Source organism: Niallia endozanthoxylica, from assembly GCF_008710145.1.
GTDB classification, from domain to species: Bacteria; Bacillota; Bacilli; order Bacillales; family Cytobacillaceae; genus Bacillus_BD; species Bacillus_BD endozanthoxylica.
In genome coordinates, this window is sequence record NZ_VYKL01000019.1 from 34,251 (window position 1) to 49,924 (window position 15,674).

Annotated in this window: 14 protein-coding genes, 1 tRNA gene and 1 pseudogene; 12 read left to right on the forward strand and 4 right to left on the reverse strand. The window is 37.5% G+C overall.

Features of this window, described 5'->3' with window-relative positions:
• Nucleotides 1–703: 703 nt before the first annotated feature.
• The 7 genes and pseudogenes from F4V44_RS12970 to F4V44_RS12995 all read left to right on the forward strand — a co-directional run bounded on the left by F4V44_RS12970 (nucleotide 704) and on the right by F4V44_RS12995 (nucleotide 9,541).
• Nucleotides 704–2,125 (forward strand): reverse transcriptase domain-containing protein, encoded by a 1,422-nt coding sequence (locus tag F4V44_RS12970; protein WP_150440450.1) that lies wholly within the window; start codon nucleotides 704–706, stop codon nucleotides 2,123–2,125.
• Nucleotides 2,126–2,241: 116 nt separating this feature from the next.
• The gene (locus F4V44_RS12975) at nucleotides 2,242–5,367 is read left to right on the forward strand and encodes a UvrD-helicase domain-containing protein (RefSeq protein WP_150440451.1); all 3,126 of its coding nucleotides are present in this window, start codon (nucleotides 2,242–2,244) and stop codon (nucleotides 5,365–5,367) included.
• A gap of 285 nt (nucleotides 5,368–5,652) precedes the next feature.
• A complete protein-coding gene (locus F4V44_RS27365) occupies nucleotides 5,653–5,802 on the forward strand; it encodes a hypothetical protein (RefSeq protein WP_191090669.1) in 150 nt (49 codons plus the stop codon).
• 253 nt (nucleotides 5,803–6,055) lie between these two features.
• Nucleotides 6,056–7,636, forward strand: coding sequence for an FMN-binding glutamate synthase family protein (locus F4V44_RS12980; RefSeq protein ID WP_150440452.1), 1,581 nt, complete (start codon nucleotides 6,056–6,058; stop codon nucleotides 7,634–7,636).
• A gap of 112 nt (nucleotides 7,637–7,748) precedes the next feature.
• Nucleotides 7,749–8,075 carry a DUF421 domain-containing protein gene (locus tag F4V44_RS12985; RefSeq protein WP_150440453.1) on the forward strand — a complete coding sequence of 109 codons (327 nt, stop codon included), beginning with the start codon at nucleotides 7,749–7,751 and terminating at the stop codon, nucleotides 8,073–8,075.
• 324 nt (nucleotides 8,076–8,399) lie between these two features.
• Nucleotides 8,400–8,807, forward strand: a pseudogene (locus F4V44_RS12990) (MFS transporter); the annotation flags it as partial.
• 371 nt (nucleotides 8,808–9,178) lie between these two features.
• On the forward strand, nucleotides 9,179–9,541 hold the full coding sequence (locus F4V44_RS12995) for a DUF771 domain-containing protein (protein ID WP_150440454.1): 363 nt from the start codon (nucleotides 9,179–9,181) through the stop codon (nucleotides 9,539–9,541).
• Between the two features lie 168 nt (nucleotides 9,542–9,709).
• On the opposite strand, the gene F4V44_RS13000 is transcribed toward F4V44_RS12995, so the two are convergent.
• Together F4V44_RS13000 and selD are read right to left on the reverse strand one after the other, a co-directional pair.
• A tRNA-Arg gene (locus F4V44_RS13000) sits at nucleotides 9,710–9,783 on the reverse strand.
• Nucleotides 9,784–9,916: 133 nt separating this feature from the next.
• Entirely contained in the window at nucleotides 9,917–10,966 is a 1,050-nt protein-coding gene (gene selD, locus F4V44_RS13005) for a selenide, water dikinase SelD (protein ID WP_150440455.1), read from the reverse strand.
• A 212-nt stretch (nucleotides 10,967–11,178) separates the two neighbouring features.
• On the opposite strand from selD, the gene selA reads away from it, so the two are divergent.
• The 4 genes from selA (at nucleotide 11,179) to F4V44_RS28280 (ending at nucleotide 14,647) form a co-directional block, all read left to right on the forward strand.
• Entirely contained in the window at nucleotides 11,179–12,588 is a 1,410-nt protein-coding gene (selA, locus tag F4V44_RS13010; protein WP_150440456.1) for an L-seryl-tRNA(Sec) selenium transferase, read from the forward strand.
• A 697-nt stretch (nucleotides 12,589–13,285) separates the two neighbouring features.
• Nucleotides 13,286–13,423: a hypothetical protein gene (locus tag F4V44_RS28275; RefSeq protein WP_396897498.1), complete on the forward strand. Its 138-nt coding sequence runs from the start codon at nucleotides 13,286–13,288 to the stop codon at nucleotides 13,421–13,423.
• Nucleotides 13,407–14,480, forward strand: a complete 1,074-nt coding sequence (locus F4V44_RS13015) for an amidase (protein ID WP_317978324.1) — start codon at nucleotides 13,407–13,409, stop codon at nucleotides 14,478–14,480. Before F4V44_RS28275 ends, F4V44_RS13015 begins: the two co-directional genes overlap by 17 nt.
• 14 nt (nucleotides 14,481–14,494) lie before the next feature.
• The gene (locus F4V44_RS28280; protein WP_317978321.1) at nucleotides 14,495–14,647 is read left to right on the forward strand and encodes a hypothetical protein; all 153 of its coding nucleotides are present in this window, start codon (nucleotides 14,495–14,497) and stop codon (nucleotides 14,645–14,647) included.
• Between the two features lie 72 nt (nucleotides 14,648–14,719).
• On the opposite strand, the gene F4V44_RS13020 is transcribed toward F4V44_RS28280, so the two are convergent.
• Complete coding sequence (locus F4V44_RS13020; protein ID WP_150440457.1) at nucleotides 14,720–14,860, reverse strand: small acid-soluble spore protein P; 141 nt, start codon at nucleotides 14,858–14,860, stop codon at nucleotides 14,720–14,722.
• A 115-nt stretch (nucleotides 14,861–14,975) separates the two neighbouring features.
• Between F4V44_RS13020 and F4V44_RS13025 the strand changes: the two genes are divergently transcribed.
• A complete protein-coding gene (locus F4V44_RS13025; protein WP_150440458.1) occupies nucleotides 14,976–15,236 on the forward strand; it encodes a hypothetical protein in 261 nt (86 codons plus the stop codon).
• 33 nt (nucleotides 15,237–15,269) lie between these two features.
• Here F4V44_RS13025 and sspO read toward each other — a convergent pair whose 3' ends face one another.
• Nucleotides 15,270–15,419, reverse strand: coding sequence for a small acid-soluble spore protein O (sspO, locus tag F4V44_RS13030; protein WP_150440459.1), 150 nt, complete (start codon nucleotides 15,417–15,419; stop codon nucleotides 15,270–15,272).
• Nucleotides 15,420–15,674: the final 255 nt, after the last annotated feature.

Below are 15,674 nucleotides of genomic sequence, written 5' to 3' on the forward strand. Positions count from 1 at the left end.
GCAGGTGAAGATACGGCTTGTTAATATGAATGATTAAATAACAGATCTACGAACCTATCAATCGTAATATCCTGACCATCACTAAAAGTGCCTAATTTTGAAGATCAATTTTTATTGATTCCATGGTAGATGTGTAGATTTAATACAGTAGATTTGGAGATTCGAAGGAGAGGTCCTAATAATAAGCTTATACCTAGAGTTTAAAGGAAGTAGGAAAATGATGAAAATGAATGGGAATTATTTATGAAGAAACGCCAAGCAAGGGATGGTGCCTGTCACCGATTTTGTTCGCATAAAAAACGTAAATCCCCGTTAAAGATTTTACAGTCAACAACCTCCAACCGTTGATTTACCGCACATTTTGCACTCAATGTTATCAATATTACACTCTAGCAACCTATGGATATGGACGGCATGATGTAATCATCGCCCAAGTGCTTTTTCAATAAGAGGGTCTAAATAGAATGAAAAATATTGGGTTTAAAGGTTCCCCAATGGATAAAATTTACTTATTTATTGTATAATGGGAGTATGTGAAGCTGCATCAGGCGGTTTCAAATAGATTTTTCTATTCCCTTATTGGGCATTTTGTGCTGACTGTTTTAAACACTGGATTGAGAATCATCCGGTGGATCAGCTGATTTATCCTCCCTAACGCTGAGTTCCTATAGGGAGGATATTTTTCTTTAAGGAGAGTTTAAATATGTATGCCTTAGATTCTAGGTTAATCCATGAGTGTAGTCCTAAGCTTTTAAGAGAAGAGTATTCTATATATAAGAAGATAAAAACAGATGCCTTTAATCATAAAAAGGTGCAGATTCCTATGGGAGCTGATGGGGTTACCTGGAAATCATTTGAGAAAGACTTGGATCATCAAGTGGTCAGCATGAGCAAACGTATGAGCAGTGGGTCGTATTTTTTCTATCCATTTCGTGAAGTGCTTGTACCAAAGGACTCCCATAAACATCGGATTATTTCCATTGCATCTATACGTGACGTACTCGTTCAGAGGAGAGTACAAACTGTTTTAAGGGATGAGTTAGAGAAATTATTCAATCAATTACCATCTGTTAGTTATGCCTACCGCCCGCAATTTTCAGCTTCACAGGCTGTTATGAAAGTATATCAATATATAAAAGAAGGATACGATTATGTATTGGATGCGGATATTAAAAACTTTTTTGATGAAATCCCACATTTTTTATTATTGGCACAGTTTGAGAAGTTATTTCAAAAGGAAAGTCCCCTACTTTATACACTACTAAAAAGATATATTTCAACGGATCGTGTTGAATGGAAAACCTATGAGGGTAATTTAAAATTATTCTATAAACAAAAACCTAAACGGACATATCGGCGAAAAGGGATTCCTCAAGGAGGAGCCCTATCTGGATTAATAGCTAATTTATATTTACATCCATTTGATGAGTGGGTGGTAAATGATTTAGGGCAAAACATGGATATCAAATATATACGGTATGCAGATGATTTTATTATTTTAACCCGTGATAGGTTTAACCTTGAAACCATCAAAAATCAAACAAGAGAAAAGCTATCTGAAATAGGTCTACAATTACATCCCAACCAACAGAAGACAAAATTAGTACATGTTGCTGAACAATCTATTGATTTTCTGGGATTTAATCTTTCGCAAACAGGTATTCGAATCAGTAAACATAACATTCGTAAATTTAAACAAAGAATTCGCAATATATTGACAGAACTTGATAGTGATGAAGTTCAAGATAATGACGCAAAAAAGGTGATATGTAAAATTCAATATAAGCTTTTGGGAAATGAGACAAATGGAATGAGAATTTGTCAAACTTGCAAAAAAATCGAAACCCGTCGAAGCTGGCTGCAATTTTTTTTGTGTCTCACAGATGTTCAGCAATTAAAGGGTTTAGATTTATGGATAAGAAAAACGATCCATTTATTTTATTTTAAACAAACAGGAAAACGCTTAAAAAGACATCGTTTAATAGAAATGAATATTCAGAGATTAGAGCAATTATATTATGCTTATAGAAAAGAAATCGGAAAAAGAACAGTATGCACATGTTCTCCGCTAGTAGCTGATTTTCGAAGAGAGTCTATATTAAATGTTCTTTTTAAAAGGTATTAATAAGCTATTGCTCATTTATCCTTATTCTATACAGATAACTATAAACATTTTATAACGGTTCTTTCGTTTTTTTTAACAATTAGTATCATTTTAATGATGAAAGTGAGAGGATCGATATGTACACTATTTGTCTTCATCATAAAGCAAAGGATGAGCTGCAATCATTTTCGGCAGATGAAATCGGTGAAATAGAAAAGAGACTTCGCATGCTTAAGCAAGGGCATTGGAAAAATGGAACGCGAGTGAAAAAGCTCAGGGCTGTTAACAAGCAATTGAATATTTTTGAGGCAAGAATTGATAAAGGATACAGAATGTTGTTTACGCTTTTCTATGACAGTGAACTAGCTGAAACAGTGGTTCTAGTGTTTAGGCTGTTGCTTCATCACGATGATGTCATTCGTACGGCCCGCATGATTCTTGATGATGATCTCGATTACTCATTATATGAAGAGGAGGAAATTACTGCGGGTGAGTCATTCCAAGCGTTTGCGGAGGATCAGGCGGCCTTATGGAAAGATGATTATTTCTTCCATCAGTTTCAACAGCTGAAGACCTATGAAATTGACGAAGACACCCTTACACGCTTTATGATGAAACAAGATGAGAATGCAGACGAATTCTGGGAGATGAAATTGCGTCTTACCCGTGAACAACGAGCGCTGTTGTCGAAGCCGATGCCACTTTTGATTAGTGGAACAGCTGGCAGTGGGAAAACAACCATCTTAATTCATAAAATGCTGGAAGAACCTGCTGTAAAAAAGCTTTATATTACCTATACCAAACAGTTAAGAGATGACGCAGAAAAACAGTTTTTAAGTCTTGTGAAGGGAATGGATGAAGAAGAAGAATACAAGAGGCAGACCTCATTTTTAACCTTCAAAGACTTTATGAAAAACTATAATTCTGAACGTTTTCAGACAATCGTTACGAAGGATCACTTTATTCATTATTATAATAATATTTCCAGAGGACAGCATTTGGAGAGAGATTTTCCCGCTTTAATGTTATGGGAAGAAATTCGAGGAGTAATAAAAGGTGGTATTTTTCATTCAGAGCATGAATATTTGACAGAAGAAGAATATCTTAAGCTTAGTATTAATGAGGCACCGAATTTTTCTAATAACAGACAGCAGGTGTATAATATCTTTTTATCCTACCAGAATTACTTGTCCAGTCAATTTCTCATTGACGAACAGGGTTTGCTGCAGCGGTTGCTCAAAGAATCTCTGACTTCTTATGATATGGTTCTGTGTGATGAAATTCAGGATTTGACAATGTTTCATGTTAAACTGCTATTCAAGTTGGCAAAGAATGATTCGAAACGGCTTATACTTGCAGGTGATGATCATCAGGTAGTTCATCATAGTGGATTTCGTTGGGAAAATGTGAAAAACGCCTTTTATCAAGAGTTCAATGAGCGGGTTTCTGAGATCCATTCACTATCGAAAAATTTTCGTAATACGGGAAAAATCGCATTACTGGCACAGGAAATCAATAGGCTTCAAAAAAATTATACGGATTTTAAATATAAATCAGATCAAACAGTTCCATTTCATTTTGGTGAAATGCCGAAGCTAATACTTGGGATGGAGGAGAACAAGCTATACCCCATGCTGAATCGATTTGGTCCGTATGATGCGATTCTAGTCCGTTCAGAAGAAACGAAAGACGCTCTTTTGAAACAGTTGGTTAAACAATCAGAACATATCCCTTTGATGTTCACGATTTATGAAGCGAAAGGACTGGAATTTAGGAAAGTAATGTTATGGAAGGTACTTCATGAAGAAACGGAAGAATTTGCACAATGGAAAAAGATTGCCGGCATAGTGAATCGAAATGAACTTAGTAAAATTTCCAGTAATCCAGTGATGCAAAGGTTTATCCGTTATGAAGCAAGTCTGCTTTACGTGGCTGTAACGAGAGGAATGAAGGAATGTCTGATTTATGACGGCTGCAAGGCCTCGGATCTTTGGCAAATGGAGGATATTCAAAAGCAGTTGGCTGTTCATACAGCTGTTGAGCCAGTTGACAAAAAAGCTGAGTCGGAGTTTTCAGAGCAGGACTGGAAAGAACAAGGTGATCATTTCTTTAAGCGCGGCTTATATGAACAGGCTAAAAATTGTTATTTACGTTTAACACCCGATAGGGACATTGAACAACGACTATTACTTTGTCAAGCGTATCTTGTGAAACAGCAAGGAAACTTTGAAGGTGCAGGTCAGTTGTTTGAGCAGGCGATGTTATATGATGAAGCAATTGAGTGCTATGAGGTGGAAAAACACTATCATTCAATAATAAACCTTTGTAGCCGAATGGAACATAGAGATCGTAGTTTAAAGTGGATTTCATTAAAAAATGAATATAAAATTAAAGAATTTGATTATAAGAAACAGTGGGTAGGCAGCGGGGTTTACTGTAGGCGTCAAGGCTATTATAAAGAGGCTCTGATACGATTTGAGCGGGCTGAAAATAATTGTTCTAGTTATATTGACTATACTTATCAAAACGCACTTGATGATGCTTCCATATCGGCAGAAGAACTTAAAAACATTCGTCATTTTTTTGCAACAAGCTTGAAATATACAGATGAACAAAAAGTGGCTCGAATGAATGAAGCTTTAGAATTCCTCCGGGATGTTGCATATGTGAAAGAAATGCTGCAGTTAATTAAACCGGATTATAATGAATTTGGAGAACGAATGATTCGAGAGATATTTAAAGTAAAAACTCCATTAAAACAACTAGAACCATTTTTCTCCATAGAAGATTCACATGTTCAATATGTATTTGCATTAATGGCTGAAGATAATGGTATGAGTGAAGAAACAGTTAAGCTGATGCTCAAACGTGCGGCTGATCAAAATCATATCGAAGCACAATTTATGCTTGGAGCAATGTTTGAAGACGGGGATGACATGGATACTTCAGTTTATTATTATGAATTAGCGGCATCCCAGCAACATCCATTTGCTGCTTTTAACCTTGGCAGCCATTATATGAGTATAAACAATGCCGAAAAGGGAATGTACTGGATGAATGTAGCCCTTGAACTAGGGTTTGAAGATGTTTATTCAGATTTAGCTATTTACCTGCGAAGAGGCGAACTGATTCCCAAAGACATCAAAAGAGCTCAAAAACTTGAGAAAGAATATGAAAAAATGGTAAAGAAAAGAAAAAACCAAGAAAAGTTTTTACAAACACAGCTCGAAAATAGAAAAAAAGAAATTGATCAGATGTACTAATCTGCCCTTACCGTTAGTCCTCATGAAGGAAAGCTGATTCTGGTTATCAAACAGTAGGACGTTTAAATGGCTGATGAAAAAGAAAGGCATTATCATCTTTATTTAAATTATAGCAATGAAATGAATACTATTTGGCGATGAATTATTTTGCTAAGTTTTTACTGTTTTTATTGATATATGCAAGGTTAGCAGTACACTAATATAATAAGGTTTACTTCAGTAAAATAAGGTATATTATATTTCTTGAATAGATTCTCTCTAAAGATAAGAAAGTAGGTGAACAAAGTGGGAAAATATCAATTGGATTACAAAGGTCAGGCAGCTGTGACAAAATTTCATGAAAAACAGACGCCTGCCAAATTTGATAAAAAGCAGCAACTTGAAAAAATACGTGCGGAGTATTTGAAAAAGAAGCAAAAACAAACAGATAAATAATATGAATGAAAACATAGGAAGATTAGTTTCCCTATGTTTTTTTATTAGCGAAACAAGGGGACGGTTCTGCGCGTTCATTGACATGAAAGGCTCTATGAGAGAAATTCATTAAGGACTTCTATGAAACATCAACTCTGTCCCCGCGTTTCTCGGTTATTTTTATTTTTAAGAAGAAAATAATCGGACTGCACAGTATAAATTTATCCCCCAAGATGAAAATTAGATTCATATACAGTTAAAAAGGGGGGTACCGATGAATCTCGCAGATTTTTTAATTATTGCTGGAGGATTTTTGTTCATATTGCTTTTTATCATCATCGTCATTTATCTCAGTTTTTTATTTGTTTTTGACAAAAATCAAAAGCGGCATTCTATCTTAAGAAATTATCCTTTGCTCGGCAGGATGCGTTATTTTCTAGAAAATGTTGGACCGGAGTTCCGTCAATATTGGTTTAACGGTGATAACGAAGGGAAGCCCTTTTCAAGGGACGATTATGAGCAGATTGTCAAATCGGCAAAATACAAACGGAATGTTGTCGGCTTTGGTTCGAAACGTGATTTTGACGAGGAAGGATACTTCATTCGAAATGATATGTTTCCGAAGTTAAACGAGGAGTTAAAGTTCGATCGAGATATAAAGGTTTTAACCAAAAGATATTTGTTGCTGAATGATCCGCTTTTTACTCAAAGAAAGGAAAAGTTAGAGGATGAAGAATCAGCTGCCTACCTATTACATGATGACGATGCTGTTGTGATTGGTCCTAATGCCAAATATCCTTTTGTTCTTAAAGGGTTAATCGGAATGTCTGGGATGAGTTACGGTGCACTAGGATCTAATGCCATCACAGCATTATCGGAGGGGCTTGGAATAGCGAAAGGTACATGGATGAATACAGGAGAGGGAGGGTTATCTCCTTACCATTTAAAAGGTGAAACAGACATCATTATGCAAATTGGACCAGCCATGTTCGGCGTGCGTGATAAAAATGGAAACATAGACTGGGATGAGTTAAAAAGGAAAAGCGAAATTCCTCAAGTAAAAGCTTTTGAAATCAAATTGGCCCAAGGCGCTAAAACACGCGGGGGGCATATTGATGCCGAGAAGGTCAATCCTGAAATTGCGGAGATTCGCAAAGTGGAACCATATAAATCGATTGACAGCCCTAACCGTTTTGTTCAGTTTGGTGATGTACCATCAATGGTTGAATTTATTGAAGAAATCCGTAATCATACAGGAATCCCGGTCGGAATGAAAATTGTAGTCGGAGGCACAGATAGTATAGAAGATCTCGCTAAATACATGAAAGAAACAGGAAAAGGTCCTGACTTTATCACAGTCGATGGCGGTGAAGGAGGAACTGGTGCTTCCTATCAAGAACTGATAGATAGTGTGGGCCTGCCAATCAAATCAGCTCTTCCAATCGTTCATAACACTCTTCAGAAATACGATGTTCGTGATCGCGTGAAAATAATTGCTTCTGGGAAGCTATTTACTCCTGACAGGATTGCTGTTGCTTTGGCGATGGGGGCCGATCTTGTCAATATCGCACGTGCTTTTATGATTACAGTGGGATGCATTCAGACATTACAATGTCATTCCAATGCCTGTCCTGTGGGCGTGGCAACAACTGACCCTGAATTACAGGATGCACTCGTCATTGACGAAAAGAAACACCGTGTTGCCAACTATCTTATTACTCTCAGAAAGGGACTTTTTCGTGCAGCAGCAGCTGCTGGTTTAGATTCTCCCGTTCATTTTGAACCAAAACATATCATGTTTAAGGATGAAAAAGGCGTGGTCATTCCTTTAGAAAAAATCATGGAAAAGTTATAGTTTTTTTATCTTTCACACGAATGAATTTTTGTTATTACTTCATTTTTAAACCAATCTACATTCCTACTATGGATTTAACAAATAATAACAAAAAAATTAAGGGGTGAGAAAAATGATGATTGCCTTCACTGTCAAGGCAATCATCATCTTTATTGCTGCTGTTCTTCTTCTGCGTATTGCAGGTAAACGATTACTTGCAGAAACAATTGTTTCGGAAGCTGTGTTGAGAATGTCTATTGGTGCTATACCTGTTCAACCTTTAGCATGGAGAGATGAGTGGGAGGCATTATACGGTGGAACTTTGCTTATTATTGGGATTATTTTATTGTCAAACATACAAATAGGGCTACCAAAGTCAAGAAAATATATTAATGGAGTACCATCGGTGCTTATTAAAGATGGACAGATGAAGGTAGAAGAACTAAAAAAGCTAGATTAACAACAGATGAGTGACAAAGTGCGCTTCGCCTAAAAGCATTATTATTTGAACCCAGAAATTGAATCTGATAGGGTCATTTAATAAATAACGGTGTAAAAGGTCAGTTTGACGATGAGCTGGCCTTATTTATTATTGGTCACATTTGACCCCTGTATAAACTTCTAGAAAAATGAAGTAAACCATTTATGTTCAATGGATATTGGGTTGGCTTGTTCACTGGTACGGGACAGTTCTGACATTTAACATATCACCTTTTAAAATATGAGTGATCTCATAGTATTGTAAAAATCTTAATGTTATGATGCAACAATGAGGTGATAAAAAATGAACACACAACGTTGGATGAGTAGTCAGATTTTTAGTTTTTTTATGACTTGGGGCATTTTCCTTCCGTATTGGACCGGATGGATAATTTATACAAAAGGGATAACTGTTTCACAAGCTAGTTTAATTATGAGCCTAGGATTGGTTGCTAGAGGTCTTTCTACTTTGGTCGCATTTCCTTTTTTCTCGGAAAAATTCAGTAGTCAAACATTATTAAATATAATGGCCAGTGGTACATTGATCAGCCTTTTGAGTTATATCCCGGCAACTTCCTTTATTGGCTTACTTTTGGCTACCTTGCTTTTACATTTCTTTTATTCAGCATTAATGCCAGCATTAGATAGTGCAACTCTTAATGCCAGATCAGTCGATAGTAATTTACATAATCATGTGCTGAAAAAGTTTGGATTATGGGCTGCTGGAATGGCTAAGGAAAATTCATATTCTATTCAGGATAAACTAAAAACATATTGTGCTAAATACACAATAGAAAAATTAAATGTTCGCCCAATAATAGTTTCAGAACATTAAATTTCCGCACGTAATTAATTAAAATAACATATCGAGGAACTTATCCGTTCTTTTAACAATAAACGTCTAGAAGTCTGAAAATATAAACTTTTTAATCCCTATTAAAATATTAAAATTTCGAAGCTAAGATGTATTGCAATTAAGTGAGTTACCGGTATTTATTTAGTAAATGCAATACAACTGAAATCAAAATATGTAGACTAGAAAATGAAGTACAACTCATTAGAAATATACGGAGGCAAAAGGAAATGCAACAACGATTATCAGTGAATTTAACGATTCCAATTTCTTCTGACAGTGTTTTAATTTCAAGAACTGAGTTAGAAGAATTGCAGCAATCAAAATACGATGGTTTCTACTGGACAATGAAGGATGTTGAAAAAAAGGTTGGAAAGAAAAGTGAGTGGATAAAAGAGAGAATACTTTATCCACCAAATTTTAGAAAAAAACTTGATGTTAAATATGGAGGGCCAGTAGCATATCCGAAATCAAAAGGAGAAGCTTGGACGTTTCATGCTAAAAAAAATGACAAAATATTAATTTTAAAGAGAATACGATTAATATCCATCGACAATGGCGTTACAAGGAAGAAGGCGGATTTGGTCCGTTAAAAAACGAATCATCTAAACGTACCATTGACTTAGATAGGTCAACAATGAACATTTTAAAAAAGCAGGTACTTAATTTCTTTAAAAACAAAAAAACGCCCCAAACCTTAATACATCAAGGATTTGAAGCATTTCTACATGGTTCAAACTTCTTCTATCTGAACTCTCTTACGTCCCAGAAGGGATTCGAACCCCCGACCTACAGTTTAGGAAACTGTTGCTCTATCCTGCTGAGCTACTGGGACATCATTTGACATTAATATATTATAATCATTTTGTTTATTTTGGTCAATGGTTTCAATGAGATTCTCTAATGGAAGTCCTTTGGTATTCTAATAGGCTTAATCAAAACAGGGGAGGGAGAATCACTCCCACACCCTATCGCTTAACAGTAATCAGTTTTTCTTGTTTTTCGATAACTTCCCCGATAATCCAGGAATCTTGGCCTGCTTCTTTCAAAGCTTGGACATATTTTTCCGCATCTTCAGCGTTTATGGATATTAACAACCCGCCGGATGTAATCGCGTCACAAAGAATCATTTGTTCTTCAGGATGAATATCCTGATAGTCCACATCCTTTTCAAGCCACTTATGATTGGACTTCGAACCGCCTGGAACCACGCCATCCTTTGCTAATTGTACGGTTCCATCAAGGATAGGGACTTTATGATAGTGGATCACAAGCGTCACATTGCTTCCGGAGGCCATTTCACTGCCATGTCCTAATAGACCGAATCCGGTCACATCTGTAACCGCACTTGGTGTAAAATCACTAAGTACTTCAGCCGCACGTTTATTTAACATGGCCATTGTTTCTGTTACGATTTTTTCCTGTTCTTGCGTGACCGCACCGCGTTTAATTCCGGTTGTAAGAATTCCAACTCCAATCGGCTTCGTTAGGACTAGGACTTCTCCTGGTTTTGCGCCGACGTTTTTCCAAAACTTATCTGGATGGACAATTCCTGTTACAGATAAACCGTATTTTGGCTCCTGATCATCTATGGAATGGCCGCCAACTAAGACAGCGCCAGCCTCTTTTACTTTATCATTTCCGCCGCGTAAAATTTCTGCCAGCATTTCGCCGCCCAGTTTTTTCACAGGATAACCAACCATGTTTAATACGGTTTTTGGTTTGCCGCCCATGGCATAGACATCGCTTAGGGCATTGGCCGCTGCTATTTGACCAAACATATATGGATCGTCAACCACAGGAGTAAAGTAGTCAATCGTTTGTATTAATGCAATCGAATCTGTCAGTTGATATACACCTGCATCATCAGATGTTTCGCGTCCGACTAGTAACTCGGGTACTTGCTCTTGTTCAGGTAATAAGCGCAAAACTTGCGCTAAGTCCTCAGGACCAATTTTGCAGCCTCAGCCGGCTTTTGTTGATAATGAAGTAAGACGAATTTTTTCTTGCTCACTCACAGGGCTCACCTCCAACCCTCAGTATACAAGTTTTTTGTTTTGAATGCACATGATTATGACGAATAAGAATCAAAAGTAGAAAAGTGAGATTTCATTATATTTATATCACTGGATCTATATGAGAGTTCACTGTGTGTATGAGATTAGATGAGGTGAAAAATGCTATAATAATAAGGTTGCATCGAAGTACTTAGGTTTTGGAGGAATCTCTTATGAAACATTTATTAAAAGCATTGCCCCCCGTTCACGAACTGCAAAAAAGTGAGCGGTTTACTCTGTTTATGGACCAATTTGGGATTGATCAATTGAATTTAACAGCTATATTATCAACTGTATTAAATGAAATCAGACAGTTCATTTTGAATAATGAATGGGCCGGTCCTGAGCCAGGTAATGAACTTTTTTTGGAAGAAATTTTTTCGAGAATGGAGCAAAGCATCCATCGTCAATATAGTTACACATTAAAAAATGTGATTAATGCGACTGGAACGATTTTACATACAAACTTAGGGAGGGCTAGGCTAAGCGAACAAGCTGTACAGCATGTTATGGAAGTTGCAAGGCGGTATTCAAACTTAGAATATAAGCTAAATGAAGGAGAACGTGGGTCGAGACATACCCATGTAGAGGAGCTTATTAAGAAAATAACCGGTGCAGAAGCCGCGATGGTTGTGAATAATAATGCTGCGGCTGTATATATCATCTTACGTGCGTTGGCCAATGAAAAAGAAGTGATTGTATCAAGAGGTCAGCTCGTTGAAATTGGCGGTTCCTTCCGGATTTCTTCTATTATGGAAGAAAGTGGTGCTCGGCTTGTTGAGGTTGGGACAACCAATAAAACGCATTTATATGATTATGAACGGGCGTTGAATGAAGAAACAAGGATGATATTAAAAGTACATACGAGTAATTTTAAAATCATGGGATTTACTGAATCAGTAGATACCGTGGAATTAGCAGAGCTTTCTGGCAAACATGAACAGGTGATTTTTTACGAGGATCTAGGAAGCGGAGTATTATATGACTTCCGGAAGCACGGTATTGGGGATGAGCCAGTTGTCAGTGAAGTGTTAAAGATGGGGGCGGATCTTGTTTCCTTCAGCGGTGACAAATTGCTTGGAGGACCTCAGGCCGGCATCATTGCAGGAAAAAAAGAACTCATTGATCAATTGAAAAAACATCAGCTTGCCCGCGTATTGCGGGTCGATAAAATGACACTTGCCGCATTAGAAGGCACGTTGATGCATTACGCAAAAGGAAAAGAAGAGCTGACAAACATTCCTGTTGTTCGAGATTTATTAGTCAGTAAAGAAGAATTAAAGCAGCGAACAGAAGCTTTTGTAAAAAAGCTTGCAGAAGTAAGTGACTCCTATCGCTATTCGATTATTGAGGGAACGAGCCAAGTGGGCGGGGGGACCATGCCTGAAGTGGAGCTGCCAACCTATGTAGCGGCGCTGACACATAAACAGTTTACAGCTGAAAAAGCAGCGGCGTTATTAAGAATGAAGTCAACGCCTGCCATTGTTGTCAGAATTCAAAAAGAAGAAATCCAAATTGATTTACGATCAGTTAGCGAAGAAGAAGAGGAATTACTTGTCAAAGCACTTGCAGAACTTGCATAAATTATGGTGGGGTTAAGATAAAGGTGTTGGATATCTGTGAGGAGATTAACACCTTTTTTATGGAAATAAAGGAAAACAGTGTCTGAGGAAAGAATAAATTATTATCCTATATCGTTCTTTCAGAGGTGAGAGAGTTGGCTGGATTTCCTTTTGAACTACTCCACCTTAATTTTTTAACGAAAATTTGAAGATGGAGATTCCTGCGAACACCGAAGTATCCTTCAGTTTTTTAGCAGGCTATCCCCGTCGCACCGACGGTTGGCAGTACCAGTGGCGTGAGCCTCCTGCAAGTGTTGCAAACTTGTACGTTGGACTCGCCACGCACCCTACTTTAGCTTGGTTTTCGCAACTTCGGTGTGCGTGGAGGCGAATGGTGCTTGGATATTTTACAGTGCGAAGCCTTTCTCGCACTAACCCCATATATCCAGTTTTCAAAGAACAACTTACGAGTATAGTATAGTACACTTGTTCGGATTATTCAACAATGTTGGCTAAAGCCAACCGACATTCATCTCCCGCCTACTCACTGGGCTTCGCCCTTCACGTTCCTTGAGGTGGGAGTCTTCTGTCGGAATACGATAAAAACTATGACGGAATTGGTTTAACCGAGTTAGTTAGAAAACGGGAAGTAACAGCAGGTGAGGTCATAGAAGCTGCTATTGAGGAAATCGATAAGAAAAATCATGAATTAAACGCTGTGATTAATAAAATGTATGACCAGGCAAGGGAGAAGGCGAATCGACTAGATTCCTCCGGTGCATTTTCCGGTGTACCGATATTGTTAAAGGATATTGCTCAAGAAATAAAAGGGGGATCCTATTACGAGCGGGTCTAAAGCTTATTGTCATTATAAAGCAGCAGAGGATTCAGAGTTAGTAGAAAGAATGAGGAAAACAGGAACCATTTTTATTGGACAAACGAATATTCCCGAGCTTGCTTTAATGGGAATAACTGAACCTTCTTTATACGGTCCTTCAAGAAATCCTTGGAATCTGAATTATACTCCTGGAGGTTCAAGTGGAGGGTCAGCAGCTGCTGTTGCTTCTGGCATGGTTCCAATTGCCGGAGCCAATGATGGAGGGGGTTCCATTCGTATCCCTGCTGCCTTTACCGGTCTTTTTGGATTAAAGCCGACAAGGGGAAGAACACCAGTTGGTAAGAAAGAAGGAAGACATTGGCAAGGGGCAGCAGTTGATCATGTGTTGACCCGCTCTGTACGTGACAGTGCCCTTATGCTTGATTGGATTAAAGGTTATGAGAGAGGTGCTGCTTTTCACGCTGGTCCATTTGAAGCAAACTATTGTGAAGCTGTCAAAGAGCCATTTACCCAACCACTTAAGATTGCTTTTTCAACCATTTCTCCGATTGGTACAGAAGTAGACCCTGAATGTAGAGAAGCAGTCTATAAGGCAGTAACATGCTTGGAGTCCTTGGGTCATATTGTGGAAGAAAAGAATGCTCCTGTAGACGGAAAGAAAATAGCAAACAGTTTCATGACCTTGTATTTTGGGGAAGTAGCTGCTTCTCTGAAGGATATGGAAGCACTGCTCGGAAGAAAAATAAAAATTGGCGACGTGGAACCGTCCACCTATATTCTTGGTTTACTTGGTAAGGCAATCACAGCAGAGGGCTTTGTCCTAAGTATAAGAGAATGGGATAAAGCTGCCAATCAGATGGAAGCATTTCATGATACTTATGATTTTTACATAACGCCTACTACAGCTTATCCTCCTTCAAAAATCGGTGAGCTTGATATGAATTCGTTCGAAAATTATTTAATTCATATTGTTGGAACATTCCATTTACAAAAGGCGGTGAAAAAGTTAGGAATTATTGATCAAATGGTCGAAAATAACTTAAAACGAACGCCTTTACCCAATTGGCTAATTTAACTGGACAGCCGGCAATGAGCGTCCCTCTGCATATGACAAAAGAAGGATTGCCTGTTGGAGTCCAATTTATGTCGGCAAAAGGAAGGGAGGATTTATTATTTCAAATGGCCGGATTGTTGGAAGAAACAGATGATTGGATTGATGTAAAAAAGAATGGAATTTATTAATAGGCGGGAGATAACGTATGTAGACTACAGTATGTATCACTGTAGTCTACATGAATTTTAGTCTGTTTTTCTTTACATATCATGATGTGACTTGCTTTTTTGTCTCGTATGGTTGCGATTTTTTACTTTGTGTGATCCGCTTAATGGTTCAGGCTGACCTGAAGTTTTTGGCTGATTTCTGCGCATATCTTTCCCGTCGTTTTTGTTTACCATTTGTCATCCCTCCTCATTTATTAGGATAGGAAATTGAACCGATTTTATGCTGAATATTTTACTTCATGTTTGCACAATTTAACGGTACATACTGGGCAAAGGAGGGATTATTTATATGCCGTATCACAAAGATAAGCAGCAGGCGTTTCAAGCTGCTCAGCAAGGTGTTGAACATGCACAAGAGGCCTATTTTGACATTGTTCAAGATTCAGCCAGCTATGGGAGTCAGTTAAAGCATTTGCAGAAGGAAGTCAATGAAGCCTATCAGCAAATTGAGAATGCAATGGAAGTCGCTTCCGAACACCAGCGAGTGCAGCTGGAAAGATTTCAAAATGATCTTCGAAGCATGGTAGATGAAGTAAACGGAACATTGTAATCATAACAAAAACCCCCATATTGGGGGTTTTTGTTATTGATTTTTCTTTCGCTTTTTATTATTCATTTTTTGCGCTTCTGTCAACGGTTCATTAGAAAATTCCTCATTGAATCCAGTTCCTTTCCCTTGTGCACTAGCGGCATTTGCACCGGGAATGATATGATTTGCTCTTCTCTTTGCCATTTGTCTTCACCTCCATATTTTATTATTATTCCTGCGTTTTTTGTCGTTATTCAGTTGGGAAAATTCCATTTAACATACAAAACAAGACAAATTTAGATTTTATTGATAAATCCTAATAGTAAATAATATTTTATGAAAAAAATAAGTTTATATGATGAAAAACATCACATTCTTGTTATTTACTTATGCGAATGCTTATATTAAAATAAAAAATGTTAGAGAAGTTTGGGACAAAATAAAAAATTCAAACTTTTC

Excerpts from the sequence above, each read along its gene's own strand:
- F4V44_RS12970 (WP_150440450.1), top strand. The coding sequence starts at position 704 with ATGTATGCCTTAGATTCTAGGTTAATCCATGAGTGTAGTCCTAAGCTT.
- F4V44_RS12975 (WP_150440451.1), top strand. The coding sequence starts at position 2,242 with ATGTACACTATTTGTCTTCATCATAAAGCAAAGGATGAGCTGCAATCA.
- F4V44_RS12980 (WP_150440452.1), top strand. The coding sequence starts at position 6,056 with ATGAATCTCGCAGATTTTTTAATTATTGCTGGAGGATTTTTGTTCATA.
- F4V44_RS12985 (WP_150440453.1), top strand. The coding sequence starts at position 7,749 with ATGATGATTGCCTTCACTGTCAAGGCAATCATCATCTTTATTGCTGCT.
- F4V44_RS12995 (WP_150440454.1), top strand. The coding sequence starts at position 9,179 with ATGCAACAACGATTATCAGTGAATTTAACGATTCCAATTTCTTCTGAC.
- selA (WP_150440456.1), top strand. The coding sequence starts at position 11,179 with ATGAAACATTTATTAAAAGCATTGCCCCCCGTTCACGAACTGCAAAAA.
- F4V44_RS28280 (WP_317978321.1), top strand. The coding sequence starts at position 14,495 with ATGAGCGTCCCTCTGCATATGACAAAAGAAGGATTGCCTGTTGGAGTC.
- F4V44_RS13020 (WP_150440457.1), bottom strand. The coding sequence starts at position 14,860 with ATGGTAAACAAAAACGACGGGAAAGATATGCGCAGAAATCAGCCAAAA.
- F4V44_RS13025 (WP_150440458.1), top strand. The coding sequence starts at position 14,976 with ATGCCGTATCACAAAGATAAGCAGCAGGCGTTTCAAGCTGCTCAGCAA.
- sspO (WP_150440459.1), bottom strand. The coding sequence starts at position 15,419 with ATGGCAAAGAGAAGAGCAAATCATATCATTCCCGGTGCAAATGCCGCT.